Origin of the sequence: Skermania sp. ID1734, from assembly GCF_007489285.1 — a bacterium.
GTDB lineage: Bacteria > Actinomycetota > Actinomycetes > Mycobacteriales > Mycobacteriaceae > ID1734.
The window spans coordinates 1-26,622 of the sequence record NZ_VLIY01000001.1 but is presented as its reverse complement, the minus strand read 5'-3'; the positions used below and the strand labels follow the sequence as shown (position 1 = coordinate 26,622).

Sequence of the window (26,622 nt, the reverse complement as noted above, 5' to 3'; positions counted from 1 at the left end):
TAATGGTGAGGGAAGGTTATCCGACAAAACGCGCAGCGCGTTCTTGTCGGTGGGGTGTGCGAGTCTGACCGGCTCGATTCAGATCGCACAGAGAGGGGACTTCAATGTCGGGCGTTAGTGGTGGATCGTTCTTGGCGACCTGGCTCGGCGACGAGGAGTTCCGCGTTGCGCAACTGCTGGAGCGCTCGTCGTTGGTCGTGGAAGCCAATCTGAGTGAGGACGAGATCAGGCGTGCGCAGGGCTTTTATGGCCGCCGGGCTGACCAGCTGCTGCGCATCGGCTACACCCCTGCGGAGGTAATCAAGAAATACCCGGCGTTGACGCTTGCCATCTTGGTAGGTCACGCAGGTCTTGCGTACGACCAGGGCCGGTACTGGGATGATTTCTGGGACGAGCTTGGAATACCGCGGGACCAGCAGTTCGAGAACGCATTGCGGATGCAGCTGACCCCGCTACTGCGGCGATTCAAGCTGGCCCAGTTTCCGAATCTTGACAAGGACTACGTCCGGCTGATGGCGATGCACGCCGGTATCCCCGGCCATTGCCTGCCCGACCTGGTCAAGGTGATCGAGCAGCACTTCGTCGAGGGTCGCGAGCACTCGGCGGCAGCAATCGTCGAATGGCTGACCGAGCCCGGCAAGGAATATCGCTTGAACGCCGTCGACGTTCCCGTCCGAAATTTCATCCATTTCGGTGGCGAGTTCGCCTTGGACGTGCTCGACCGGATTGTCGAGTTTATCGATCACGTCGTCGAAAATCCTGGTTCGTGGGACGAGATCGAGCTGGAAACATCGACGACCGGACTGCCCACACTTCTGCTCGGCGCGCTGATCGATGAACTGCGTGACAATCCGATTGGCAGTGATCGCGCCGGCGGACACCGCATGCGACGCGCCCGCAGACCGCGCTTGGCGTATTCGATTACCGATGACCAGATTCAGGTCGAACTGCCGTACCCGGCGACGGGTGCGGGCGAGCCGTGGCGCGTCACGTTCGATGGCGACACCCGCGAAGTCTGGGCAGAACGAGGCTGGGGAGTCGACGGCGACGCGCATCCACCCACGGTCGTGCCGGTGGCGGCGCCGGTTCGCGAGGTGTTGGTCGAGCATCGTGCAAGCGGCACGGTCGTCACTCTGCCGGTGGTGGACAAGAACGATCCTTTGCTGCTGTTCGTGGAAGACGGACGACAGATTCCTCGTACCGCGGCTCTGCCGCAGGGCACCATTCTGGCGGTCTATCCCTACGACGGGGAATTGTTGGACCCCATCAACCAGCAGCCAATCGCTCCTCTCGTCGAACCGTCAACTCCGGTGGGCTGGCGCGGATGGTTGGCCGCCCACATCGACTTGAGTTCTCAGCAATCGATCCAGTTTGCGCGTGGAGAGAATCGGACTGGTGCAGCACGCGGTGTCCGAACCACCGCCAGCCCAACGTTCGAACCGAGCGAGCCGGTAGTCGGGCTACGGACGGTGCGCGGAATGAAGGTGTACGCGAAGCGGCCAACGGTGTCGTTACCCGCGCACCCGGCAGGCCATCCAATGGATTGGCGGGTACGCGTTCGACGCAGCGGAGATCGCGAATGGTTCATCGACCGGATTCAGACCGCTACCAACGACCCGACGGTGATCGACCCGTTCGACGGGGCAAGTCGGGGGTTGATCGGCCTCTACGAGATCGTCATTGCAGGTCCACTTGGCGGTGATCTACGCCAGCAGATCTATCTTGCTGAAGGTCTATCGGTCGCTTTCGACCGCGATTTCCGGTTCCCGGTGGCAGCAGGGTTATTGCCGGTCACAGCGCAAATCCGGTCCGACGGTCTGCTGCAGGTCGATCGCTCGTTGCTGACGTTCGCCGCGACCGACAGGGAGTTGCCGGTCGAGGTCAGCTCCGGTAGTAGGCGCTTCAAACTCGTCGTAACGCCTCCACACATCGAGATGCGAGTGGACGCGCCAGGCAAGCCGGCCAGGTGGCGGACCAAGCCGCAGGTCCTGAGCCCATTCGAGCTCGACGACCATCTGGTCATCGCCGCGCGGGTCCCGGCGGCGCAGCGCGTCGATTTTGCGTTGGTCGAGGCGGGCGGCCGGACACTCCAGGTGATCGAGCCAGAAGTGCTCGCTGAGAACACCTTTCAGTCCACGACACGCAAGTTTGCCGATGCTGCACAAAGGAAGGGCGAAGGCCGAATCGTCGCGCGCCTCACCGATACCCACGGCAAACTCACCACCGTTGCCCTTGTGCACGTGCAGAAGGCCCGTCTGTGTCGATCCATTGCAATTGAAGCCGAACAACTCGTCTTCGACGGACTTGCGCCCGGACAGGACATCGCAGCATGGGTCTGGCCGACTACTGCGCCGTGGCGGACTCCAGCGACCATTGCCATCACCGGGTCGAAGGTTGCATTGCCTGATGACCTCATAAATGCCGGACCACTACTCATAGAGGTATTTGTCGACGACCCGTGGACCACGATCACCCCTCCGGGTTGGCCTGACTCATCGGCGTGGCGAGTTGATCAACCCGGTTGGGTCCCTGATCCCAACTATGCTAGGCAATCCCTGTCGCGATTTCTCGCCGGAGAAGGGGCAGCGCCCGCCGCGGACGTCACGGTTCCGGAGGTATGGGCCGCGCTGGCGCGTCTGCCGTTCGATTCCGAAGACGTCGACACGCAACAACTGCGCGGTGCCCTCACCGGGAGCCTGCAAGCCAATCCAAGGTCGGCCTTGGAGTTGTTGGGCGACAGCACCATTCCCATGAACCAGATGGCGACACTGCTGATCCGATGCGGTCTTGTCAACCAAAGCTTCGCCGCCGATTTCACCGACAACGAACTGCACACCAATCCCTGGGTTGGATGCATGGTGGAAATCGCCGACCTCCCATCGCTTTACAAGCGCAGGTCACAGGTCGCGGAGGAGCGCCGCGAGTCGATCACTTATCTCGCCGATAAAGGGGGTGACTTGCTCATAGACGTTCTGCGAGTAGGAAAAGCGCGGGACCTGAACTACGGGCTCTTCGATAAGAATGTCGAAAGGCTACACGCGCTCCCACCTGCGCAGGTAGAGAGGATCTTTGAGAGTTTTCGCCTTGTTCCCGCGGGTTACCTTGACCTCGACACACGGGTCAGCGGAAACGTCGACGCCTTCCACAGTCGCAGCGAGTGGATGCGACGTGGGTGGTCCGCGGAGTTCACCGCAGCTACGCTGAGATCTCTCGAAAAGGTCAAGCGGGCCGGTCGGGACTTACACAATGTCATTGCTGCGAGAAACGAGGCCCTCACGGGAGTCGATACTGTCACAAACCCGTGGATGCTGATGTCGCTGCAGTCGCTCACGTTGGCGGTGCTAGCGAGACTCGACGCGCATGGAATGGTGCGGCACGCGGGACTGACCACCGACGTCATGGAGGCCTGGGCCCGGATGGCGGAGTTGGCGCCGAAGCTCGTCTTCACTGACTTGTTGATTGCCGAAGCGCTCGTGACCCATGCCGTATACGGCGACCTGATCGGAGAAATCTCGTGATCAACATCCTTGATCCGCTAGCGGCCGGCCAAAAGGTCGAAGAAACCTATAAGCGCTACCTGAAAACACTTGTGGCACCCCGCGAACCGACGATGGCGGCGGCTTTCGAGGCGGTTGTCGACCAAACGACTGCACTCACAAAAGGGCCGTTACTCGAGCTCACGCCACCGTATGCACCTGGGCTCAGCGTGCGGAAGCTCGTGGACGAAGGTGTGTTGCATCGAGGGTTTCTCCGCATCGGGACCGATGTCGACCGCCCGCTGTATCAGCACCAGGAAGCGGCGATCAGAAAGATCTTGGCCGGGCGCAATCTCGTGGTCAGTACGGGAACCGGTTCGGGGAAGACCGAGAGCTTCCTATATCCGATTTTGAATTCCCTTGTAGCCGAAGATGCCAACGGCACATTGGGGCCAGGCGTGCGGGCGCTGCTGCTGTATCCGATGAACGCCCTGGCAAATGATCAGCTCGGGAGGCTGCGGGAAGTACTTGAAACCATGCCGGAGATCACCTTCGGTCGTTACACAGGTGAGACAAGGGAGCAGATTCGGGATGCGGAAGCGCAGTTCCGCGAGACGAATCCGGGACAGTCGCGTCTGCCAAACGAACTGATCAGCCGCGAGGAGATGCGAAGCACGCCGCCGCACATCCTCCTCACTAATTACGCGATGCTCGAGTATCTCCTGCTGCGTCCCAAGGACATAGACCTTTTCGATGGACCATGCGGGAAAACGTGGAGATTCATTGCCCTGGATGAAGCCCACGTGTACGACGGGGCACAAGGCTCAGAGGTCTCCATGCTGCTGCGGCGGCTACGTCAACGGGTTGCCTCCGGTTCGCGGCTCCAGTGCATTGCAACGTCGGCGTCTCTCGATGGTGATCCGGAAGATGCAATGACCTTTGCCCGCAACCTGTTCGACGTACCCTTCGAGTACAGCGACAACTCAGATCAACAGGACCTCGTGCGAGCAACTCGGGTCGCTCAATGTACCAAATCGACCTGGCAGATGACCGATGACCAGCTACTTATCTGGGCCAGTCCCGGAGCCTGCCTCGACGATCTGGCGACATACTCCCCGCTGGGCGATGCTGCTGATGCCCTGTTGGCCGAGCGACACGTGGTGCAGCTTCGGCAGCTGCTCTTTCAAGAAACAGCAGCAGGCGCTGAACGACGCCCGATGGAGGTCACCCAGCTCGAAAAGATCTTGTATGCCAACGATCCCGATGCCGGCGCGAAGCTGGAAGCGCTGGTGTACTTAGGTAGCAAGGTTTACGACAGCTCGGGCAACCCGGTGCTCTCGGCGAGGTACCACATGTTCGTCCGTGCCACAGAAGGAGCGTTCGTCAGTTTCAGCGACAACGGACCGACGATCATGCTGGCGCGACATGAGGTCGACCCGACAACAGGGCGGGCGGTATTCGAGTTCGGAACCTGCACTCGTTGCGGCGCGGTGCATCTCGCCGGGGATGTGCAGACGATCAAGGGAACCCAGTACTTTCGGCCGTCGATCAAGAACGATGCGTCCGTGAAGTGGTTGGTTCTCACTGACTCCGAGGCAGACATCCTCCTGGATGAGGACGAAGACACGCTATCTGAAGAGAAGGCGAAAGACGATCCGCTGGTTCGTCACCTGTGCACCGGATGCGGATGTCTGGGCGGCCCTGATTTGCAGACTTGTCCGAATCCCAACTGCCCGGGCGGTCAGATTCGACGCGTACGAGAGCACAAGTCGCCCAACCGAGTCATGAGCACCTGCACCGAATGTGGGGCCCGGTCGCGCCAAGTCATTCGTCGGTTGCGGACAGATGTGAACGCGGCGCCGGCGGTAATTACCACTGCGCTCTATCAACAACTTCCCAAGGCGGGCGGCGAGGCTGGACTGGAAGTGGGTGAAGGGCGGAAACTGCTGATGTTTTCGGACTCGCGGCAGGCGGCCGCATTCGCCGCCCCATACCTCGATCGAACCTACCGGCGAGTTCTCGAACGACGTTACCTGATGATGGCGCTGCAGGACCGGAAGTACACAGACGAGGAACTGACGGTCGAGGACTTGGCGCTCGTAGCGCGCCGGAAGGCAAAGGATGCACAGCACTTTCCCGTTGACGCGGGAATCGTCGCAATGGAGAAGGAGTCCAACGAGTGGGTCATGAGTGAGCTGATGACCATGGAACAGCGCCAGTCGCTGGAAGGGTTGGGCCTCATGCGGGTTTCGCTCGATCGGTCACGGGCTCAGCCGATTCCGCGAGGTTTCGAGCAGATTGGATTGAGCTCGGCCGAAGTGTGGGATCTGCTGGACGAACTTGCCAAGTCGGTACGACTGCAAGGTGCAGTCAACCTTCTTGACGAAGTCGATATCAAGGGTGAGCGTTTCGAACCGCGGAATGCACGTATCCGAATCCGCCGACTCGAATCCGACAGAGCGAAGAAGATCATTAGTTGGTGCCCAAGCGGGCGCCCGGGCACCACAAACAACAGAATGAGGTTCCTCGAGAAGGTGCTACGGGCGGTGGACGGTTCCGTGCCGGCAGAGAAGGTGCTGGACACCTGCTGGCGGTTCCTATCCGAATGTGGTTTCTTCGCCCTGGAATCCGACAAGTTCGCGTCCGACGTATACCAGCTCGATCACAAGCGCCTCGTCGTCACCAACGGCCGGAATTCCGACTGGTACCGCTGCGATACCTGCCGGCAGATAAGCGCATTCAACGTCCGCGGTGTCTGCCCCAACATCGTATGTTCGGGCACCCTCGTGGCCTTCTTGGTGCCGGATCTCGCGGCCGACACGAATCACTACCGAAGCATGTATAGAACGTTCCATCCGGCACCACTAAGCGCGAAAGAGCACACAGCGCAGTGGGATTCGCAAGAAGCCGCACGGATTCAGCGCGAGTTCGTCGCCGGCAAGATCAATGTCTTGTCGTGTTCGACGACATTCGAATTAGGTGTTGATGTGGGTGCGCTCCAATCCGTGGTGCTTCGGAATATGCCACCGAAAACTGCGAACTACGTGCAGCGAGCCGGCCGCGCTGGTCGTCGTGCGGATTCCGCTGCATTGGTTTTGACCTATGCGAAGCGCAGTTCTCACGATTTGGCAAAGTTCCAGAACCCTGAATCGATGATCGCCGGCCACATGCGGATACCGTGGGTGCCGGTGGACAACGAGAGAATTGGCCGCAGACACGCACACTCGATCGCGCTAGCTGCCTTCTTTCGTCATTCTTACGAGACATTCGGACAGCAATGGAGCAACGCAGGCGAATTTTTCAGTCCGGGACCGAACGGTGCATCGCCAGCCTCGGCGGTGCGGTCATTCCTGACTCCCGTTCCGCCGGTGGTCGACGCCGCACTACGAGCGGTGCTACCGCAACCGGTACAGCGTGAGATCGGTGTCGAGACTGGCGCATGGGTCGCAGAACTCGACCGCTTACTGCGCAGAGCCGAGCAAGACGTTCAGGAGGATGTCTCGATCTTCGCCGGGCTCATGGACGAAGCGGTGAAGGAGAAGAAGTTTGGCCTCGCCGGCCGCCTGCAGCGAACGCTACGCACCATCGAGGAGCGGCAGTTGATCGGCTATTTGGCTAACCAGAATGTCTTGCCTAAGTATGGGTTTCCGGTCGATGTGGTGGAACTCAGAACCATGCATAGTGGAGAGCCGTTAGGAGCCAAACTGGATCTATCGCGAGATCTCAGTCAGGCGATTTACGACTATGCGCCAGGTAACCAGATCGTTGCCGGTGGCAAGCTGTGGACATCGACGGGATTGCACAAGCTCCCGAAGCGCGAGCTGCCGAACTTCAAGTACCGCGTCTGCAGCAATTGCACGAGATTCGAATGCGGACACGAGCTCGATGCGCTTGCGGTTTGCCCCACTTGCAATGAACAGTTCGGAGCGATTCGGACGATGGTCGTCCCCGAGTTCGGGTTCATCGCAGATCGCGAGCCCAAGGATGTAGGCATTGCCCTGCCGGAGCGAAAATGGCACGGGGCCAGCTACGTTGAGGACGTCGGCGATGAGATTGACACGTTCACGTGGCAATCGGCAGGTGGGATCGAAGTTTCCGCCCGAGCAGGTACGCGAGCAAAGCTGGTAGTGATTTCTGATGGCGATGGGCGTGGCTTCCGCATCTGTGACTGGTGTGGATGGGCAGAGCGGGCCAGCAGTGCCGTTCGTCGTGCGCACAGCCACCCGCAGACCGGGCACCAGTGTGAGGGCCCGCAGCGCGCGGTATCACTTGCGCACAGGTACCAAACGGATGTGGCCGAGTTCACCTTCAGTGACATCCGCTACGACAAAGCTGTGGAGTCGAAATGGCTTTCAGTGTTGTACGCCTTGCTGGAAGGTGCCTCCGAGAGCCTGGAGATCAGTCGCGACGATATTGACGGAGCATTGTCGTGGAGTGCGAACGGCAGACGCAGCATCGTCCTGTTCGACACCGTCCCGGCCGGGGCGGGCGCTGCCAAGCGAATCGCGGAGGAACTCAAGGTCGTGCTTCAGGCCGCTGAGACGCGTGTGCGTAGCTGCGAATGTGGTTTGGAGACATCGTGCTACGGCTGTCTTCGTACGTATCGAAACGCGCGATTCCACGATCAACTCTCGCGCGGGGGAGCGTTGAGCATCTTCCAAGAGTTGCAGGTCGTCGACGCGGGCAGAGACCACGCTGTGGATGCGACTGAAGCACCGCCTATCGTGCGCGAGCTATTGCATGCCGTTGTGAATCAAGGCTTTCCGGAGCCCGAGATTGGGATTGACGTTGGCAGCTCGAACTGGCCAATCGATGCAGTCTGGCCTGACCAGCGAGTGATTCTTGTCGAGTACCTGGGCGCCGGAGATCAAGTTGAACTGGAGAACGAGGGCTACACCGTGGTGATTGCCCACGAGGCGAACGCTTTGGAACGGCTGCGAGAGCTACTCGGATGACTTTTCATTTGACAGTTCTGCGCGAATCGATTCATAAATGGGCGCCGGTTGAGAAGAGATGTCGACATGGGTTGGTGTCCGCGTTCCTGTAACGTCCGGAAATGTTTGCCGGAGAAGGTCGATTAGTTGATGCGCCAGCTCTGCGTCGATCTGAATGGACTGGCTGCTCTTCGGCACGGATTTGCGGAGGTCGGATCCGAATGTCGACAGGTGGAGGAGGCGCTTACCACCTTCATCAATCACGTTGTAAAAACAGTCGACTTCACTCGCATGGGGCCGAATCGACTGGGTTCCGGGCTGGAGAGAACGGACACGTGCCATGAGTGGACTGTAGCGATGCAAACGATCGACGCTGAAGGGTGCGCGGTTCCAGGTACGCCGATTGGCTCAACGCCGACGGATAGTGTCGTGAACAATCGTCGGGGACGACCCGCCGCGTTTTCTGCCACCCGGGGCCACGCGCGCCCTGGTCGAACCTGTGCCGACGCTCGGCTGCCAACGATGGTGGTTCAAGGCGCGTCCTTCAGATCGACGTATGGTGATCGTGGCGAGCGTCGCGCTGCAGAGGGAGGACCGTGATGCGTTCACAAGACATTTCGGAGCCGTCAGAATCCATAACTCAAGAGCGTGAGTTAGCGGTGGTGGCTGATGAATTCGGTGCGCTCTTAATCGGCGACGAGACTGTCATAGAGGAGTTCGAGAAGAAGTGGGCGATAATTCAACCGGGCGCCGCTCTCGTTGTACCTGATCAGCGAATCGGAATTGCGGCACAGGGGATTGGCTCGTCCGCGCTTCGCCGGGCGCGGCCGATTTCGCGATACCTCGCAGGGGACGGGCTATGGAGTGAAAATAGTCCACGGCCAGCGCCAGGTACGGTCGTCACGTACCACGCAACGACACGCAGCGCTTCGAGTGGGCGAATACTGTCGAATCCGCAAATTCTCCCGCAGTCGGTGGCAGGCGGCCCATTCGCGGTGGCGATGCTGGCGGTCGAGGCAGCTTTGGCCCAGCAGACGCAGCTGATCGAGGCCCGGCTTGACCAAATCGAAGACAAAGTCGACGACGTCCTACGACTCGCGTCTGCCCAACGTCTCGGCGACGTCTATGGTCACCGACGAATTCTGCAGCGGAGGTTGAAGGACGTTTCGGACGGCAACGTTCTGACTGACACAGATTGGTCGAGTATTGCTTCGCTCGGTGCCGATCTTGAAGTCGGTGTGGAGAGACTTCGTTTTCACGCAATGCAAGTCGTTACGCAGCTCAACCCACAAGACACCGCGGACGAGCGCGCGGAGCAACTCAAGGCGGCTGTAAAGAAGGGCAGGCTCAGAGAGACGCTCAGTCTGCTGCTCATTGCACAGCAGTCGCTCTACATTTGGCAACGACTTCGTCTGGAGCGTATCCGATCTACTGAACCGCAGTACCTTCACCAGGCCGTCGACAGCGCGCGCTCAACGCTGAAGGAGCACGCTGAGGCTGACCGAGAGCTCGCGGAGACTCTCAGGCGGTTACTTGACCGACATGCAGCTCTTCGGATTTCTGAAGTACACCGCGTGTTCTCCGGAAGGGCGTTCGATAGGTACCGTGTGCCCTTGACCGAGGCCCTCGACCATTTTGTGGAAGCCCGAGCGCTCCAGATTGAGTCATGGAGCAACACAGAGAATGCGCGCCTCAAGGACGCTTATGCGGTCGCGCGGGAACGCACACGCGCGATCACGAAATCAAGTCGGCAACAGGCGGCGCGAGGCATCGCCGGCCTGGCTCGATTTGTTGAGCCAAACTCGGACACTGACGGCAGTTCTCACGAGGAGCCGTCGGCGGAACAGAATCCCGATCCATCAGTTCGCGGCGAGACTGCGGGCTGATCGGCCTAGTCCTGTCAGCGGACCCGCCTCCAACCAGAATGCTCACTTCGAAATGCACGGTTCTGTGCGGTGGTTCGAACGGAACTAACTGGCCCCTACTTCCGGCAAAACTCCGGTCGCATCAGGCCGGCAGGCGACACCGCCCGATTCTGTCGGTCGGATACGCAAGGATCGGGGCGTGAAACCTTCAAGCGGACACCTTTGCAGCTGTTCAACCTCCCGCAGCACTTCGTGATCCCACTGTTCCAGCGCCCTTATGTTTGGAAGGAAGTTGAACAGTGGGAACCGCTCTGGAAGGACATTCGCGGCATCACTGAGTTGCGAATCGCCGAACCGCGCTTGAACGCTACGCACTTCCTCGGCGCAGTGGTTCTTCAGTCTCATGAGGCGCAGAGCAAGCGGCTCACGACCTGGAACGTGATTGACGGCCAGCAGCGTCTGACGACTTTGCAAATCCTGGCCGACGCAACGTGTGCTCTCCTCACGGAGTCGGGCCATGCGCGACTGTCCGGTCGGCTCGAACGCCTTACGCACAACGACGAAATCTATGTCGAAGTTGGTGAGAGCCGACTGAAGGTTCGCCATCTCAACCAGGACCGGGATGCGTTCGACGAGGTGATGTCTGCCGAGCCGCCGGTCGACCACGCCGACTTGACTCACTCCGACTCGCAGATCGCCGCAGCGCACGCCTACTTCTCTATGGTGGTCGAGCAGTGGCTGGGTGCGCCGGAGTCGCAGGAGTACGCCATCAAGGCGGACCACCTCACTAGCGTCCTTCTCGACGGGCTTCAGCTGATCACCATCGAGTTGGATGCAGCGGAGAATTCCCAGGAGATCTTCGAGACCCTCAACGCACGCGGCACACCGCTCACCGCTGCTGACCTGGTGCGCAACTTCGTGTTTCAACGCCTCGAGGCAGAGGGCGGCGACACGGCGAAGGCCTACCGTGAGGACTGGCCGTTCGAAACCAAGTTCTGGAACCATCAAGTGAGCGTGGGACGCAACTACGTCAGTCGAAGCTCGCTGTTCCTGAACCAGTGGCTGATAGCGCGTACGGGAGAGGAAGTCAGCCCGCAGGCAACGTTCAACCGCTTCAAGTCCTACGTCGTGCTGGAGTCCGGTCGCAAGATGACCGACCTGCTGCCCATCATCAAACAGCAGGCTCGACTCTACGAAGCTTGGACCGAGGCCGCTGCCCGGCGCGGCGGAAGTCTCGATGCAGCTGAGATGTGCGTGTACCGGATGCAGGCAAGCGGGGTTGAAGTCCTCAAACCCATGCTCATCTGGCTGCATGAGCCAGGCAGGAACCTTCCACAGGAGTCCAATGCAAGGATCATTCGAGCGGCCGAGAGCTGGGTGGTACGCCGCCAGCTTCTCCGCCTGTCCGGCAGCGACCTCGGCCGAATCGTTGCCGACCTCATCGCTGCTAACTCCGCCGCACCTGCCGGTGAGTTGGTGGAACGAGTCACCCGTCACCTTGCGCGGTTGAATGTCACCAGCACCTACTGGCCAGGAGACGAGGAGATTCGGCTTACGTTGGCCACCGAGGCCGCCTACTCACGGTTCCCGCGTGGGCGGCTGCGGATGTTCTTGGAAGCGATCGAGGATCACTATCGCGCCGAGACAAGGCAACCGCAGATCGAGCGCAACGGCTACCCGATCGAACACCTGCTGCCACGGAATTGGAAGGACACCTGGCCCGTGGAGACTCCCGATGAGGCTGAAGCCCGGCAGGCGCGCGTCCACCGTCTCGGTAACTTGACGCTGCTGACGAAGTCGCTCAACGCCAAGGTTTCCAACGGGCCGTGGTCGGCAAAACGCGCTGCGTTGTTGGACCACAACACGATCACCGTCACTGGGCGGGTCATCAAGCGCACCGAGCAACGCGCGTGGAATGAGGAGCTGATCGACGAGCGGACAACCGAGCTGATCGATAAGCTCCTCGAGATTTGGCCAGTCCCCGAGGGACATTACGGAAAGGTCGTTGACCCGCAGACCAAGGCAGGCGACTGGGTTGAGTTGAAACACCTGATCGAAGCTGGACTTCTCGCCGCAGGCGACAAACTCGTGGCCACCCACCGAGACTTCAAGGGCAAGGAGGCCACCTTGACCGCCGACGGTGCCATCGAGTTCGACGGCAAGCGTTATACGTCTCCGTCCGCAGCCGGCTGCGCCTTGCGCAAGAACGCCACGAACGGTTGGTATTTCTGGGCAGTGACCGATGGTCGACGACTGCGGGATGTCCGCACGGAGTTCCAGAACTCGGTACCGGCCGACGGCGAGATAGGCCCTCTACCCTCCATCGAACGACGAAAGTAAAGGAAGGGCGATGCCGATTCTTGGTCAGAACGCAATACCGACGGTCTTGACGGCCCGCATGGCGCGGATCCGTGAGCCACATGTGTCTCCGCTCAACGACCTTGCCGACGAAATCGCGGATACCTACGGACTGCCGCGCGGACATGTACCGTACGTCGATCCTGATGTTGGAGGAATTCACGCCCGAGCACTTGTCTTGCTAGACAACCCAAGTTCGCAGGCTGAGGCGGGTACGGGCTCAGGTCTATTGAGTCTCGAGAACAACGACTGGACAGCAAAGAATTGCCGGGAGGCCTACGCCAAGTACCAAATCGATTGGTCCGATGTGGTCCATTGGAATGTCTGCCCGTTCCCGATTGCCGGCACGAAGAACGGCGGCTCGTCCGCTGCCGAGCGGGCCGAAGGTGCTCGATGGACACGTCGGGTTGTCGAGATGTTGCCGAACCTGATCGTGGTACTGCCCCTCGGAAATGCAGCGCGCGACGGCTGGCGTCGTGCGTCGATTCAGCGCGCGAATTTGTTTGACTTCGGGGGCCAGAAGATTCCGCATTGCGGCAACCGAGGCCTCAACCAGCCTGGAGGTCGAGATCGATTTGAAGGTGCTATCCGTGAGATGAAGCGGCGGTTCGGATGACCTGCAGGAAGGCGCTTTGACATCGGAATATGGATGTTCGAATACAAAAGTGGGGAAACTCAGGAACAAAAACTCATCCCGCGGGTCAACGGTGCTGACTCCGACTAAGACTCGGGGGCGTTAGGCGCCATATGCTTGTGTCAAATGTCGAACAGCGTCGGCTCCGCTGGCGGCGCGAACAGCTGCATCTGCATAGCTCGTAACGGTCTCGAGGTTCTGTTCTGCGCTTTCCGCACGGGTCGCTTCGTAATCGGATCCGGCAACCCGAGATCGAGTGTCCCCAGCACGTCCGCCATTTCATGCACCGCACTAACAAGATGCCGCGGCACAAACGGATCCGCGTCCACCCGCAGCGTCGTATAGATGCCCTCGGCTTCCACATCCACGGCTATGTTCTCGAGGTTCCATTCTGCAAGTTCCACGATCGCCGCATCGCGATCCAGCACGCGACGCGCTATAAAGCCCCAGACTTCGACAACGGGTTCGTGGAGAACGACGGAAACGTCGATCCATTCGTCGCCAAGTTCGACTGTCACATCGCCATGTGAATCGCGCTCTGCCGCATCGGCGAAAGCCGACGCCAGCGTTGCCTCGACGAGCAGCCGCAGATGCGCCGCGCTGATCGGCCGCACCGCCGTACTCATCTCCAATTCTGGAAACGAGACGGCCGGACGGATCGTAAAAGGCGCAGTCTCGGGCCTCCCATGCACCACGCTCTCCAGCAGTGCCGGGTGCGGTATTCCCCACAGCTCCTGTAGTAACGCAACGGCTTTCGATGCCAGCTCATCGCAATGCCCACGGCCGCGGTCGAGGTAGAACGATGCCGATCCGTTCCGGCCTGTATTAGGGGCGTTCCAGCCGCGGGATACCAGTTCGCTTGCGTCGGTATGAAACCCCTTACTCAAGAACCGGTTCGAGGGCACCTCGCATCGGATCAGCCCATCGCCCCACGCGTAGAACTGAATACAGGCGGAATCGCCGCCTGGCGACCGGGTTCGGCGGTATTCGATCAGCAGCACATCACCGTCGCGCATGCCGTCGATGTAGTCGGCGAGGTTGCGCCGCATTTCGATCCACGCGACCGCGGAATCTTCGAATGGATTCGGCATCTTCGTCCTCCTGTCGATGTCCGCGTACGGTCGATCCCCAAGCTGTTCGATGACGTTAGCTGAACGGACCGACAAACTTTCCCTGCAAGGTTCCTCCGAGCACGCGACAACGAATGATCGCGTCTGCGGCACTGTGTGACTTCGCGTGCATCCCGAGCCCTGTCGTTTTCCCGGGCGCACTCTTGGGTAGGTCGTACTCAACGACGGGGGTTCTAGACGGTGGCTCGACGTTGAAGTTGGTTGGGGGGCAGTCGGAGCTCAACGCTCTACGCCAAGTCCATCTTCAAATGGAAAGGGGATACTGATGAAAGGTCCCGGCGTTCTGTGTTTGGAGGGAGATTGGGACCAATCTCTAGAGAGTCGTCTCAGTATCGAGACGGCGCTGCGATTGTTGGAAAACAACCACACGATTCGTCTCGTGCACCGGGACGTCGGGACCCGCGCTGAGCTCGACCACTATGTGGATAGGTGGCTAGGCGGGAAGGAGCTGAAGGGCTTTGACCTAATTTATTTGGGTTTTCATGGCTCGGCTGAGTCCTTCTACATTGGCGATGTTGGAGTGAGTCTTGACGAGTTCGCAGACCTTGTTGATGGACGCGGGACGGGCAAAGTCTTCTACTTTGCCTCTTGCGAAGTGCTAGCCGCTGAGGATGACGTCCTCACCGGCTTCTGTCGCCGCACCGGCGCCAGAGCGATTGCTGGCTACACCCGAATGGTGGGATGGGTGGAAGCGGCTGCTTTCGAACTGCTCCTTGTTTCCGCACTTGTGTCCTACAGGAACATGAAGGCCGCGTACACGGGGTTACGGAAGGAATATCCCGAGTTGACAACGAAACTCGGCTTTCGTATGGCGCACGCCAATTGGGCTTCCGAGCGTTCCATCGCTGTCGCTGCGGCGGCTAGCTGACCTTCGACTCCCTAGTCGTGCAGTTCTTTCGCGATAGGACGACGGCAATTGCGGGTCGCGATTTTGCGGTCCACGCGCGCGAATACCAGGTATCACTTCGCTGTCCGAAGATAAACGAATGAGATGAGGCAGTATGACATTTGGTCGGGTGCCTAAGTCGCGAGCTATGCCCCCAATGATCGCTAACCGCCGTACTGACGAAGCATGTTCTCTTTTCGAAAGCTACTTCAGCAAAGACTCGCAAGGCGCTCCGCTCTTTACCGGGTCCGTCTTCGAGCGCCTAGAAGATGACCGCAAGTGTCCGAACGAGTTCACGACCTCCGATTTCGTCGCGGTAAGCATGCTCAGCGTGAACGTTCCTGCTCAGGCAGCAATCCGACTGCTGGGTCGTGACCGGGACGAGTGCTCACAACTGTTTGCCGAGATTCCGATGGGCGTCGAACTTGCCGACGCCGACGACGCGCTCATCGGTCCCGACTCAGCGGCAGCGCAGCTTTGGAAGCTCCTGCGTTTCCGCGGCCGCTCCGCACGGAAAGGCGCCGGGTTGGGACAGACAACTACAAGCAAGCTCCTCGCTCGCAAGCGACCCCACCTGCTACCGGTGTGGGACTCGGTCGTTATCGGGGTGACGGGCCAACCGCACAAGGGCAGCTGGCATTGGCTCCGCGACCAGCTGCGTGCAGACGATCGCGCATTGGCTCACTGGGTACGCAACGCGGCGCCACCGGAACTCAACGATATTTCGACTCTCCGGCTGTTGGACATCTTGTTATGGATGACGGGCAAGCAGAAAGGCGCGAACGTCTGACTCGCCCGCTCTCTGCGTTGTCGCCCGACGGAATTCCCGTAAACCTCCGAGACAGCTACCTGCGCAACTGAAGAGACGCGTCTACCTGCGGAAATCGCCACCAGCAGATACACATAAGCGCAACGCAACAGGCGCACCGAACCCGACTTCCCGGACACCACCCCCTTCCCCCTGCTAAACACTTTGTATGCCTCCCCGTCCCACCCCCACCCTGCACCCACCGAACGCCCGATTCGGTAGCGCGGCGGAGAAGCAGGTGTGGCAGGCGCTGTCCACCCAACTGACCGCCCATGACTTCGTCGTCGCCGGCCAACGCGTGACCGATCATCTCAAGGACCACGAGGCCGATTTCGTCGTCGCCATCGAGGGCGCGGGCATCGTCTGCGTCGAGGTCAAGGGTGGCGAGGTTTGGCATGACGGCAACACCTGGTGCCAAACCCGCCGGGGGAGACAGGTCGTCATCGACCCGGTTCGCCAGGCCCGCGAATGCTGCTATGCGCTAAGGAGCTTCGTCGAGGCCGACCCGCGCTGGACAAAGGGCCGCATCCGTTGGGACCACGTGGTGGTACTGCCCAACACCGAAATCTCGGACGATTTTGCGCTTCCCGAATGCCCCCGCTGGAAGGTCATCGACCGCACCCAGCTCCCGCACATCGCCAAACTGCTGCGCTCGGTCCTCACTGATCAGCAGCTGAACCGGCCACTTCTCGACGCAACAGGAATCGACCAGCTGCGAACCGTCCTCGGCGGTCGGGGTCTGCCGCAGCGCGACGTCGTGGCCCGCGCGCTGGAAAACGAGAACGCCGCCGATGCGCTCACCCAACAGCAGGCGGTCATTCTCGACGCGATCAAACTTCTGCAGCGCGTCGAGGTCCGCGGTGGCGCCGGCAGCGGCAAGACTTTCCTCGCCACGGAGCAGGCCCGCCGGCTCGCCAAAGCCGGGCAACGCGTCGCGCTCATCTGCTACTCGCACGGCCTCGCGTCCTACCTGTCTCGCCTCACCGCAGGCTGGCCGCGCAAGGAACGACCGGCCTACGTCGGCGAATTCCACACCCTCGGCGTCAAGTGGGGCGCCGACAAGAGCCCCGACGAAGCGCTGCGCACCGCCGACACCATCAAGTTCTGGGAGCACGATCTGCCGCACCAAATGGCCGAGCTGGCGGCCGCACTGCCTACCGGTCAGCGTTTCGATTCGATCGTCGTGGACGAGGCACAGGACTTCGCCGACGACTGGTGGGAGCCGGTACTGACCGCGCTCGTCGACGAGAACACGGGCGGCATCTACGTTTTCAGCGACGAGGGTCAGCGCGTATTCGACCGCCACGGAACGCCGCCCATCCCGCTGGTACCACTCGCGCTCGATACCAATCTGCGCAACACTCGCCAGATCGCCAACGCATTCACTCCGCTCGTCGGCCAGCGCATGCGTCTGCTCGGCGGCGACGGACCGGAGGTCACCTTCGTTGCCACATCCGACGCGCTGAACGCCGCCGATGACCAGGTCGAGGCACTCCTCGAAGAAGGCTGGCGCCCTGAGGATGTCGCACTCTTGACCACCGGTAGTCGACATCCCGAGCAGGTCGCTCGCCAGCAAGACGGCCACCAGGCGTACTGGTCCAGTTTTTGGGATACCGACCAGGTCTTCTACGGGCATGTGCTCGGCTTCAAGGGATTGGAGCGCCGAGCGGTGGTCGTCGCCGTCAACGAGACTGCGCCGCACGAGCGTTCCCGCGAACGGCTCTACGTCGGTCTGTCCCGCGCGCGCGACCGACTGGTCGTCTGCGGCGACCCAGACTTCATCCGTGCGGTTGGGGGACCGGAACTATCCCGCCGGCTTGGTCTTTCGGAGACCGACGCATGACGGCCTACGAACGTTTGGCCGACGCCGTCGTCCGCGCCAAGGACGGCAAACCGCTGTCGTTGGTCACCGTCATCGTGCCCAGCTTCGGCGCCGCCCGGGACGTGCTGCGCTACCTCGCGCGCCGCGACGGCGTCGCCAACACCCGAGTACTCACCGTCGCGCAAGCCGTCGACTATCTGGCCGCACCGGCATTGGCGCCGCGAACCGCGCTGCCGTACCCACTGCTCGAGGCCGCCGTCCAACGCATTCTGGCCGACGAGCCAGGAGAGTTTGTCGACGTCGCCGACCAGTCGATCACCTCGCGAGCACTGGCCGGTGCCTCGCTCGCCTTGTGTTCACTTGCTCATCCCGCGATGTCCGACCCGACGCCGTTGGTTGCCGACATGCTGCGAGTTCACCAGGCAGTCGTCGACTCCCAGCGTTCGCGCTACTTCCTCGCCCATGAGGCGTACGCGGCCGCGACGAGCCGCATCGGAAAACTGGGCTCAGTCATCGTTTTCCAGCCCGTCCCGGCCAATGACGCCGAATCACAATTCCTTTCAGCGCTGCAGCGCGCCGGTGAAACCGTCGACGTCACAGATGATGCCACCGGCACCATAGTTGTGCACGCCTCGGACGCCGACGACGAGGTCCGTGCCATTGTTCGCCTCATCCGTTCCCACCTGGCCAGTGGTGTCCCCGGACATCGCATCGGGGTTTTCTACGGCGGCGAAGACCCCTACCTGCACCTCATCCACGAGCACTTTGCCAACGCCGGGTTCGAAATTGCGGGTCCCCAAACTCATTCACTCATCGACCGGCCCGCGGCCAGGTCATTGCTGCGTCTGCTGGCGCTCGACCCAGAGCAGATGCCGCGACGGGAATTGTTGGCGATTCTCGCGGAACGGTCGGTCCGGTGCGCCGACAGCAGCGGTAACAAGCTGTCTCAGCACAAGATCGAGCGTCTCACCCGCCGAGAATGTCCCATCGTCGGCGGCTCGGATTGGCTTCTGCTCGACGAGATCCCAACCGAGCACGCCTCTTACCCGACGGCGCAGGGTCTGCATGACTTCGTGCGAACACTCGCGAAGGACCTCCGTGGACTCGGTGCCGTTTCGGACTGGGCCGAAGCATCCGAGCGCCTCGTTGCGATCATTGACCGGTATTTCGTTGAGCGACCTGATGTCACGACCTTGCGCCGAATGGCATCCGAGCTAACGCACATGGACGGAGTGGCACCCGACCCGACCATCCGCGCGATCAGCGAGGCCATGACCGTGCGAATCGAAGCGAGCAGTGGGTCGGTGGGAACCTTCGGCGCCGGAATATCGTTCGGGCCCATCAGTGCTGGAGTCGGACGCGACCTCGACGTCAGCATCATCCTCGGTGCAGCGGAAGGCATTGTTCCCGCGCCGCACCGCGAAGACCCCTTACTTCCCGGTCGATTGACAGGGTGGGCATTGGCCGACGACATTCGACTTCAGCACCGTCGGCTCCAGCTCACCCTGGGTAGCGGCCGTGAACGAGTGCTGGCCTTCCCGCGCGGCAGTCTGCGTGGCGGCGCCGAGAAGGTTCCGTCGCGCTGGGTGATGCCAACGCTGGAACGCTTGGCGGGACGACCGGTCGGCATCACGTCCTGGCACCAGGACACCCAAGCGGCCGACACGATCGTGGCTGTCGAATCATTCGATGCGGCAGTGCAAAAGCCGGATCTCCGGCTCGGAATAACGCCGGCCACCGGAACCGAATGGCGTATGCGGGCCCTCGCGCAGCTATCGGCCGACAAGCGTCAGGGACGTCTTGATGACGCAATCATTCGCCTTGGAATGCGCCTGCGCAGCGACCGGCTCAACGGCAGGTTCACCCGATTCAACGGCAACGTTTCCGACGCAGAAGATTTGATCACCTTCTTCACCAGCCCGGTGTCGCCCACCAGGCTCGAAGAGTGGCTGACCTGTCCCTACCTGTTCTTCGTTCGTCGCATCCTGCGTGCCGACTGTCTGCCCGATCCGGACACCGCGACCGCGGTCGATGCGCTCACCCGCGGAAACTTGGTCCACAAAATCCTCGAGTTGTTCGTGATCGAATGCATTGGCGGGCAGCGTCGCTCGCTAAGCCGACTGCTCGAACACGCCGACGACGTCCTGCGCAGCGCACGACTCGCCGCGCCCGGTTGGCTGCCCCAGTTGTGGGAGAAGGACAGCGAGATAATCAGGCGCGACCTCGTCGAATGGTTCGCGTGTGACAACGATGATCACGACGACGGCTGGAGTCCCGATAGCGCCGAGCGAGGATTCGACGACGTCGAAATCGACCTCGGAGACACGGCTGTGCGGTTCACCGGCAAGGTCGACCGAATCGACCGCCACCATGACGGCAGAATCCGCGTCACCGATTACAAGACCGGAAAAGCCAACTCTTACAAGGATCAAACCTTGGCGAACCCCACCGGGAGCGGCCGCAAACTGCAATTGCCCGTCTATGGGCTCTTCGCGCGATCCCTCGGCGGCGCCCAGGTCGAGGCGCGCTACTGGTTCATCAGCTCGAAAGCGAAGTGGGAAATCGTCGGTTACACCGTCACCGACGCGGTGATCGATGTGCTGCGCAAGGACGTCACCATCGTGCACCGGATGATCAACGCCGGCTACTTCCCGCCGATGCCGCCGGACAACGAGTGGCCTGACGACCTGCTCGGCCTGATCGGCCGCCCAGGACTCGAGCGGGCCTGGGGCGCGCTGGAGCATGTGCCCGAGCTTGCCGACCTCGTCGCCACCCGGAACGGGGGTGCCCATGCTGACTGATGCCGAGAGTCGTGACCGGATCAGAACCGACTCGGCGACCTCGCTTTTCGTCGAAGCGGGTGCAGGCAGCGGGAAGACCCATTCGCTGGTCGAGCGCATTCGCCACCTCGTTCTGCACGACGGTGTCGAGCTCGACCAGATTGCGGCAATCACGTTCACCGAGAAGGCCGCCGCGGAATTGCGGGAACGCGTCCGTGCAGCCCTGGCTGATGCCGGTCCGGCGGTGCTGGCGCAGGTCGACACTGCGGCGATCGGCACGCTGCATGCCTTCGCGGCACGGATAATCAGCGAGCATCCACTGGAAGCGGGTGTGCCGCCGCGTATTTCGGTGGTCGATGCGATGGGGTCGCAACTGTCGTTCGAGCGGCGGTGGCGGCGGATCCGCACCGAGCTTTTCTCCGATGCGGCGACCGCGCCGACCGGACTGGGCGAGGCCATGCGGATCGTGGTGGCTGCGGGTGCATCGCTGGAGCAGGTGCGCGGCCTTGCCGATGCGCTGGACCGGCATTGGGACCGCCTCGACGTGGGTTGTGAACCGCCGACGCTGGTGCGCGCACGCTTCAATGAGGTTAGCGCCGCGGCCGCAGCGATCGCGCAGGCGCGTGAGGACTGCCTGGATCACGCGGACAAGCTCGTGGACCAGCTCGACAAGGTTCGGGACTGGCATCGGAACTTCGTCGACGCCACCGCGTCGGACGTGTGGTTGAGCCTCGTCGAGGAGTGCCCTGGACCTGGTAGCGGCGGCAAGGCAGCGTCCTGGACGGGCGGCTCCGGGCGGGTCCAAGAAATCAAGGAGTCGATCAAGAAGCTGAAGCTGCTGGCGTGCGAGGTTCGCGACGAATACGTCGCCTCGGCGCTGATGATCGTGGTGCACCACATGTCTCGCGTAATCGTGGCCGAAGCGCGGGAGCGACGCCACAGCGGCGAGCTCGAATTTCACGATCTGTTGGTGTGCGCTCGCGACGCACTGCAAGATCCACATGTCGCTGCGGCCGTGCATGATTCGTATCAGCGGATCATGCTCGATGAATTTCAGGACACCGATCCGCTGCAACTCGAGATCGCCCGGATGATCGTGGCGGATGTTGCGGGCCGATTGTTCACGGTCGGTGATCCGAAGCAGTCGATATACCGCTTCCGTCGCGCGGACATCGCGTCGTACATGGCAGCGCGGGAACGCGCCGACGCCGCCGATATCGTCAACCTGACCACGAACTTTCGCTCTACCCGTCCGGTCATCGACTGGGTGAACGAAGTTTTCGGTGCTCTAGTGCAGCCGCAGCGGCACATTCAGCCGGAATACACCCCGCTCGATCCAGACCCGGGCAGGCCTGATTGGGACGGACAAGACTGGGGTCCTGGACCGTTCGTGTTCTGCGACGACGAGCCCGTTGCGGACGAGGATTCGTTGACGCCCGCGGAAGCGCTGCGGGCCCGCGAGGCGCGCGATGTCGCAAAGGTCATCGCGACGGCGCTGAAGCGTGGTTGGCGCAAGGAGACGCCCTCGTTCGACCACGTACCGATGAAGCTGAGTGACATTTGCATTCTGATTCCGTCCCGTGCGGTCCTGCCGTTTCTGGAGAAGGCGTTGGACGCCGCCCGGATCGAATTTCGTTCCGAGGCTTCATCGCTGGTGTATTCGACCCAGGAGGTCCACGACCTGCTGGTTACCTGTCGGGCACTGGCCAATACGGCTGACGAGGGCGTGCTCGTTGCCAGCCTGCGGACGCCGCTGTTCGGATGCGGCGACGATGACCTACTGCGCTGGAAGTCGGGTGGCGGTCAGTGGTCCATCTTCGCCGAACCGCCCGCCGGGCTGGGTGACTCTGCGGTCGCCGCGGCGCTGGCATATCTGCGGTCGCTCTGGTTGGAACTGGGGGAGATGAACCCGGGTGCGCTGCTGAGTCGATTGGCGACCGATCGTCGCGTCTTCGAAGTGTCGATGGACTCGCCGCGGCACCGCGATGTGTGGCGGCGGTTGCGGTTTGTCATCGACCAGGCGCACGCGTGGTACCAGGAGGATCGCGGCGACCTGCGCGACTACCTCGACTGGGCGTCCGCGCAGGAGGACGAGAACGCGCGCGTCGCCGAGGCGGTGCTGCCGGAAATTGGCGTCAACGCCGTGCGAATCATGACCATTCACGCCGCGAAGGGTCTGCAGTTCCCTATGGTGATTCTCGCTGGAATGAGCGGTGGGTTCCGCAATACCGCTGACCCGGTGCTCTGGGATGAGACGGGTGCCATGCACGTAAACCTGTGTCGGACAGTGAAGTCGATGGCGTACCGAGACGTTTTCGATGTGGAGAAGCAGCACATCGAAGCCGAACGGATCCGACTGCTGTACGTGGCGTGTACCCGCGCAGAGTCGTTCCTCGCTGTGTCGGGGTATCAGGCGTCCCGCGATTGCTGGGGAAAGTTGTTGGCTGATGGGCTCGTTGGCGTGGTGAACCAGCCGCCGGAGTTGATCGATCCGGTGCCGGTCGAAGATCCGGCTGCGAGCGGTGTCGAGTTGCTGCCTTGGGAGGCATGGCAGGCCGAGACGGCTCTGGTGTCCTCGGCGTCGTCGGTGGCGGCGACAGTTTCGGCGACGCGGATTGCGCACGGCGGTGGCGGGGAGTACGAGGTGGCGGTCGGCGATGAGGTGGTTCCAGCCGGTGTCGGTGGGATTGACAGCGGAACCGATCTAGGGACGGCATTGCACGCGGTCTTGGAAGAGGGCTTGAAGCGTGCGGATTTCGAAGCCGTCGCGCGGCATGCGGCGATGTCTGCGGGGCTGTCCGATGTCGACCGGTTTGTGGCGCTCGCTCGGTCTGCTTTCGAGTCCGAACCGGTCAAACGTGCTGCAGCGCGGGAGCATTGGCAGGAGATACCGTTGGCCGGCATGTCGCCCGACGGTACTCAGGTCGTGGAGGGGATCGCCGACCTGGTGTATCGCGAGGACGACGGATCGCTCGTGATCATCGACTACAAGACCGACGTCGGAGTGTCGGCTGGGACTCTCGCGGAGTACTGGACCCAGTTGTCTGTCTACGCCGACCTGCTCCGCCAAGTTGCGGGGGAGACGGTGAGTCGGTTGGTGCTGGTGTTCTGTCGCGTCGACGGTGCGGTAGTGCGGGAGAGGACCTTACCGGCCGTTTGACGCCCGCCTCGACTCGTTCGTGTTCGCACCGCGATGTTTCTTTTCAGGTAGGACGACCACCCGCAGCGCCGCACGCAAGCTCGCCGTGGTTCGCTTCCACGCCCGTGCCTCGTGCTGGCATGCCGCGGCCTCCTCGTGGTCGCCGAGTCCCTCAGCTTCATCGGCCGATCGGAGCCACGACAGCTCTTGCTCGGAGCAGATCCGGATGTATTCCAGAATGCCGTCGCGGCTGTGCTCACAAATAGTGGCGACCTCGCGCGCGCTGAGACTGCCGCCTTCCAGGTCGAGCTGCAACAGACAGCTCAACGCGGGCGGAAGTGAGGTCTGCTTTTCCGGGTTTTCGTCGTGGTCGTCGAGCTCGGCGATGGTTGGGCGCTCGGCGAGGTCCTTGACGATGGCCGGAGCGCCGCCGCCCATAAACGACAGCCAATCTTCGAGTGCCAGTTGCAGATTCTTCGCGGCGAACACGGCGGACGCCAGGCGAAGGACGGCGTACACGCTTTCGCCTATTTGTAATAGCTTGACGTCCGGCCACTGCCGACTGTGCTCCATGATGACCGGGCACACGCATGCCGGATCGGTGGCGTCGTTCGAAAGCATGGCGAAGAACTCGATGGTCGGCTCGTCGCCGCGTACCCGAAGCCACGACGGTATGCCGCCGATGTCGAACCGAATGTCGCCATCCTCGTCGATGTTGAGTGGGTCGCACACCAACTCCTGAAGAGCGCTGTGCACCAACGACATCAGGTGGTCGCGGTTCTCGGCAACGGTCGTCACCTGCAGCGACGGCTCTGCCGGCGGCTCGATTTTCCCGTCGTCGATAAACGTGGGGTGCGGAACATTCCAGAGCTCGCGCATCAAGATGACGGCGGCAGCTGCCATCTTGTCGACCCACCGTCGGCCGACTTCCAAGACGTAGAGTCCCGACCGGCGAGGGCGCCAACCGAGCTCGATGAGCCTGTCGAGTGCCGCGCCGTCGAGCGGGCGCTGCGACAGCGGATGGGCGGGCCAGACTTCGCACCGCAGCCGGTTGGCGCCGGTGACCTTGAAGCGGACGGCGCCTGACTGATCGCCTGGCAGTTCGAGGACCAGATCACCGCCCTTTTGCAACTCGGCCAGGTCATCGGCGAGTCGACCGCGGAAGGCGACCCAGGCCTGCTCGACGGAAGCGTCGAAATCGAACGCGTTGGTCATCGGGGCTCCTCACTGTTGATGGAAGCTGATCGGGGAGCCGTCCCCCTGGCTCTACCCGCAACCATCACGGTATCTGGGGGGTATGACAAAAACGGTCGACGCTGAAATCGGCGGGATAGCATGGCCTGCCATGGACCCGGATGGCCACATCGCCGCTGTGCGTCGCGACGGTCACCGGATCATCAACGTTGCCGTCGATAGCCTCGACCGCGTTGTGCCATCCTGCCCCGGTTGGAACGTCTCTGACCTGGTGTGGCACGTCGGGATCGTGCATCTGTTCTGGCGGATGGTGGCGCGTGGAGAGTTGGACGGTCCGGACGCCTGGACTGAGCCCGACCGCCCGTCTGACGGTGACCTGGTTGCGTGGTTTGGTCATGGTGTGGATGTCACGGCCGAGGTCCTGGAGGGTCTCGCTCCCGACGCTCCCGCGTGGACGTGGGGGCGCCGTAAGGATGTGGGTTTCATACGCCGCAGAGTGGCGCAGGAAACCGCGGTGCATGGCTGGGATGCCGCGAACGCTGTGGCGCGCAACGATCCTATCGACCGGATGCTTGCTGTCGACGGGATCGACGAGTTCATCGACGACGTGCTACCCGCACTGTCACATGACCTGGGCGGTACGGCGCAAAGGGTTTGCCTGCGTGCGAGCGATGGTCGCGACGAATGGACCGTGCGCGCGGGTGAGGGTGCGGTGACGCGGATTTCGGGTCGGGTCGACGCCGTGGTCACCGCCACCGCGTCTGATCTGCTGCTGTTTCTATGGGGTCGCCGGATGCCCGACGAGGTCGCCGTCGACGGCGATGTGGCTGCGCTGCAACGGTTCTTGGCCCGCGCGAAGTTCTGACTTGCTCTCAGTGCGGGGCGGCGATCTTGTTCAGCTCGATTTGGTAGTAGAGAACACTCAGGCCGAATACGAAGAACAGCAGGAGGCCGATGATGGGACTGCAAGTCGGCTGGACGCCTACCTGGGCTTGCGTGGTCTTGATTCGGTTCCCGGTCCGGTAATAGCTGATCAGCGGCGCGATGAACGTCCAGCCGAGAAAGAGCATGACCAACATCGGACCGGCAACCGGAGCGTTCGGGTCACCGGTCCTGTCGCGCATCTCCCGGTGGATCTTGTAATACCAAACGAGGTGGTAAATGCCGAGCGTGATCAACGGCCAAACGAACCAGGTGAGTATGGGATTGCGGTACTTGATCGGATTGGCGAACTGCGGTTGAGCAAACTGCGTTTGATACGTCATCTCTCCGCCTCTCTTCCTCAGCGGTAATAGTTGGGACTGCCCCGAGTTCAGTTGGCTCGCGGGGTGTGAATTTCAGGCCGCGGTTGCGACTGCTGTGTGGAGCAGTTCGAACTCTATCGGGGTGAGCCTGCCCAGCGCGCGTTGCCTACGGCGTCGGTGGTAGGTCCGCTCGATCCAGGACACGATCGCCAGGCGAAGTTCGGCTCGAGTTGACCAGCGCTGCCGGTCGAGCACGTTGCGTTGCAGAAGGGCGAAAAACGATTCCATGGCGGCGTTGTCGCCGCACGCACCGACACGTCCCATCGATCCGTGTAAACCGTTGTGCGACAGT

General features: G+C 61.7%; 16 protein-coding genes. 11 read left to right on the top strand and 5 right to left on the bottom strand.

All coding sequences use genetic code 11. The features are described from left to right. Nucleotides 1–104: 104 nt before the first annotated feature. Both FOS14_RS00080 and FOS14_RS00075 read left to right on the top strand, forming a co-directional pair. On the top strand, nucleotides 105–3,518 hold the full coding sequence (locus FOS14_RS00080) for a hypothetical protein (RefSeq protein ID WP_255449933.1): 3,414 nt from the start codon (nucleotides 105–107) through the stop codon (nucleotides 3,516–3,518). Then, nucleotides 3,515–8,431 carry a DEAD/DEAH box helicase gene (locus tag FOS14_RS00075; RefSeq protein WP_143768198.1) on the top strand — a complete coding sequence of 1,639 codons (4,917 nt, stop codon included), beginning with the start codon at nucleotides 3,515–3,517 and terminating at the stop codon, nucleotides 8,429–8,431. The genes FOS14_RS00080 and FOS14_RS00075 overlap by 4 nt, the downstream gene beginning before the upstream one ends. Here FOS14_RS00075 and FOS14_RS00070 read toward each other — a convergent pair. Then, complete coding sequence (locus FOS14_RS00070) at nucleotides 8,420–8,752, bottom strand: hypothetical protein (RefSeq protein WP_143768196.1); 333 nt, start codon at nucleotides 8,750–8,752, stop codon at nucleotides 8,420–8,422. The genes FOS14_RS00075 and FOS14_RS00070 overlap by 12 nt on opposite strands. Nucleotides 8,753–9,009: 257 nt before the next feature. Between FOS14_RS00070 and FOS14_RS00065 the strand changes: the two genes are divergently transcribed. The 3 genes from FOS14_RS00065 (at nucleotide 9,010) to FOS14_RS00055 (ending at nucleotide 13,249) form a co-directional block, all read left to right on the top strand. Further along, nucleotides 9,010–10,296, top strand: coding sequence for a hypothetical protein (locus tag FOS14_RS00065; RefSeq protein WP_143768194.1), 1,287 nt, complete (start codon nucleotides 9,010–9,012; stop codon nucleotides 10,294–10,296). Between the two features lie 201 nt (nucleotides 10,297–10,497). Next, nucleotides 10,498–12,615 carry a DUF262 domain-containing protein gene (locus tag FOS14_RS00060; protein WP_255449932.1) on the top strand — a complete coding sequence of 706 codons (2,118 nt, stop codon included), beginning with the start codon at nucleotides 10,498–10,500 and terminating at the stop codon, nucleotides 12,613–12,615. A gap of 10 nt (nucleotides 12,616–12,625) precedes the next feature. Beyond that, nucleotides 12,626–13,249, top strand: a complete 624-nt coding sequence (locus FOS14_RS00055) for a uracil-DNA glycosylase (protein WP_143768192.1) — start codon at nucleotides 12,626–12,628, stop codon at nucleotides 13,247–13,249. A 140-nt stretch (nucleotides 13,250–13,389) separates the two neighbouring features. Here FOS14_RS00055 and FOS14_RS00050 read toward each other — a convergent pair whose 3' ends face one another. Next, a complete protein-coding gene (locus FOS14_RS00050; protein WP_143768189.1) occupies nucleotides 13,390–14,358 on the bottom strand; it encodes a hypothetical protein in 969 nt (322 codons plus the stop codon). Nucleotides 14,359–14,662: 304 nt separating this feature from the next. Here FOS14_RS00050 and FOS14_RS00045 point away from each other — a divergent pair, with 304 nt between their 5' ends. The 5 genes from FOS14_RS00045 (at nucleotide 14,663) to FOS14_RS00025 (ending at nucleotide 23,853) form a co-directional block, all read left to right on the top strand. Then, nucleotides 14,663–15,265 (top strand): DUF6642 family protein, encoded by a 603-nt coding sequence (locus FOS14_RS00045; protein ID WP_143768187.1) that lies wholly within the window; start codon nucleotides 14,663–14,665, stop codon nucleotides 15,263–15,265. 133 nt (nucleotides 15,266–15,398) lie between these two features. After that, complete coding sequence (locus FOS14_RS00040) at nucleotides 15,399–16,073, top strand: DUF6308 family protein (protein WP_370512133.1); 675 nt, start codon at nucleotides 15,399–15,401, stop codon at nucleotides 16,071–16,073. 187 nt (nucleotides 16,074–16,260) lie between these two features. Beyond that, nucleotides 16,261–17,934, top strand: a complete 1,674-nt coding sequence (locus FOS14_RS00035) for a nuclease-related domain-containing DEAD/DEAH box helicase (RefSeq protein WP_143768183.1) — start codon at nucleotides 16,261–16,263, stop codon at nucleotides 17,932–17,934. Beyond that, nucleotides 17,931–20,714 carry a PD-(D/E)XK nuclease family protein gene (locus tag FOS14_RS00030; protein WP_143768181.1) on the top strand — a complete coding sequence of 928 codons (2,784 nt, stop codon included), beginning with the start codon at nucleotides 17,931–17,933 and terminating at the stop codon, nucleotides 20,712–20,714. Before FOS14_RS00035 ends, FOS14_RS00030 begins: the two co-directional genes overlap by 4 nt. Next, nucleotides 20,704–23,853, top strand: coding sequence for an exodeoxyribonuclease V subunit beta (locus tag FOS14_RS00025; RefSeq protein WP_143768179.1), 3,150 nt, complete (start codon nucleotides 20,704–20,706; stop codon nucleotides 23,851–23,853). The genes FOS14_RS00030 and FOS14_RS00025 overlap by 11 nt, the downstream gene beginning before the upstream one ends. Here FOS14_RS00025 and FOS14_RS00020 read toward each other — a convergent pair. Further along, entirely contained in the window at nucleotides 23,839–25,047 is a 1,209-nt protein-coding gene (locus tag FOS14_RS00020; protein WP_143768177.1) for a hypothetical protein, read from the bottom strand. The two genes, FOS14_RS00025 and FOS14_RS00020, sit on opposite strands and share 15 nt — an antisense overlap. Nucleotides 25,048–25,177: 130 nt before the next feature. Here FOS14_RS00020 and FOS14_RS00015 point away from each other — a divergent pair, with 130 nt between their 5' ends. Then, nucleotides 25,178–25,891, top strand: a complete 714-nt coding sequence (locus FOS14_RS00015) for a maleylpyruvate isomerase family mycothiol-dependent enzyme (protein ID WP_143768176.1) — start codon at nucleotides 25,178–25,180, stop codon at nucleotides 25,889–25,891. Between the two features lie 7 nt (nucleotides 25,892–25,898). On the opposite strand, the gene FOS14_RS00010 is transcribed toward FOS14_RS00015, so the two are convergent. Both FOS14_RS00010 and FOS14_RS00005 read right to left on the bottom strand, forming a co-directional pair. Further along, nucleotides 25,899–26,291, bottom strand: a complete 393-nt coding sequence (locus FOS14_RS00010) for a DUF4234 domain-containing protein (RefSeq protein WP_143768174.1) — start codon at nucleotides 26,289–26,291, stop codon at nucleotides 25,899–25,901. A 72-nt stretch (nucleotides 26,292–26,363) separates the two neighbouring features. Next, nucleotides 26,364–26,622, bottom strand: a 259-nt coding sequence (locus FOS14_RS00005) for an integrase core domain-containing protein (RefSeq protein ID WP_143768172.1), incomplete at its 5' end; no start/stop codon positions are given.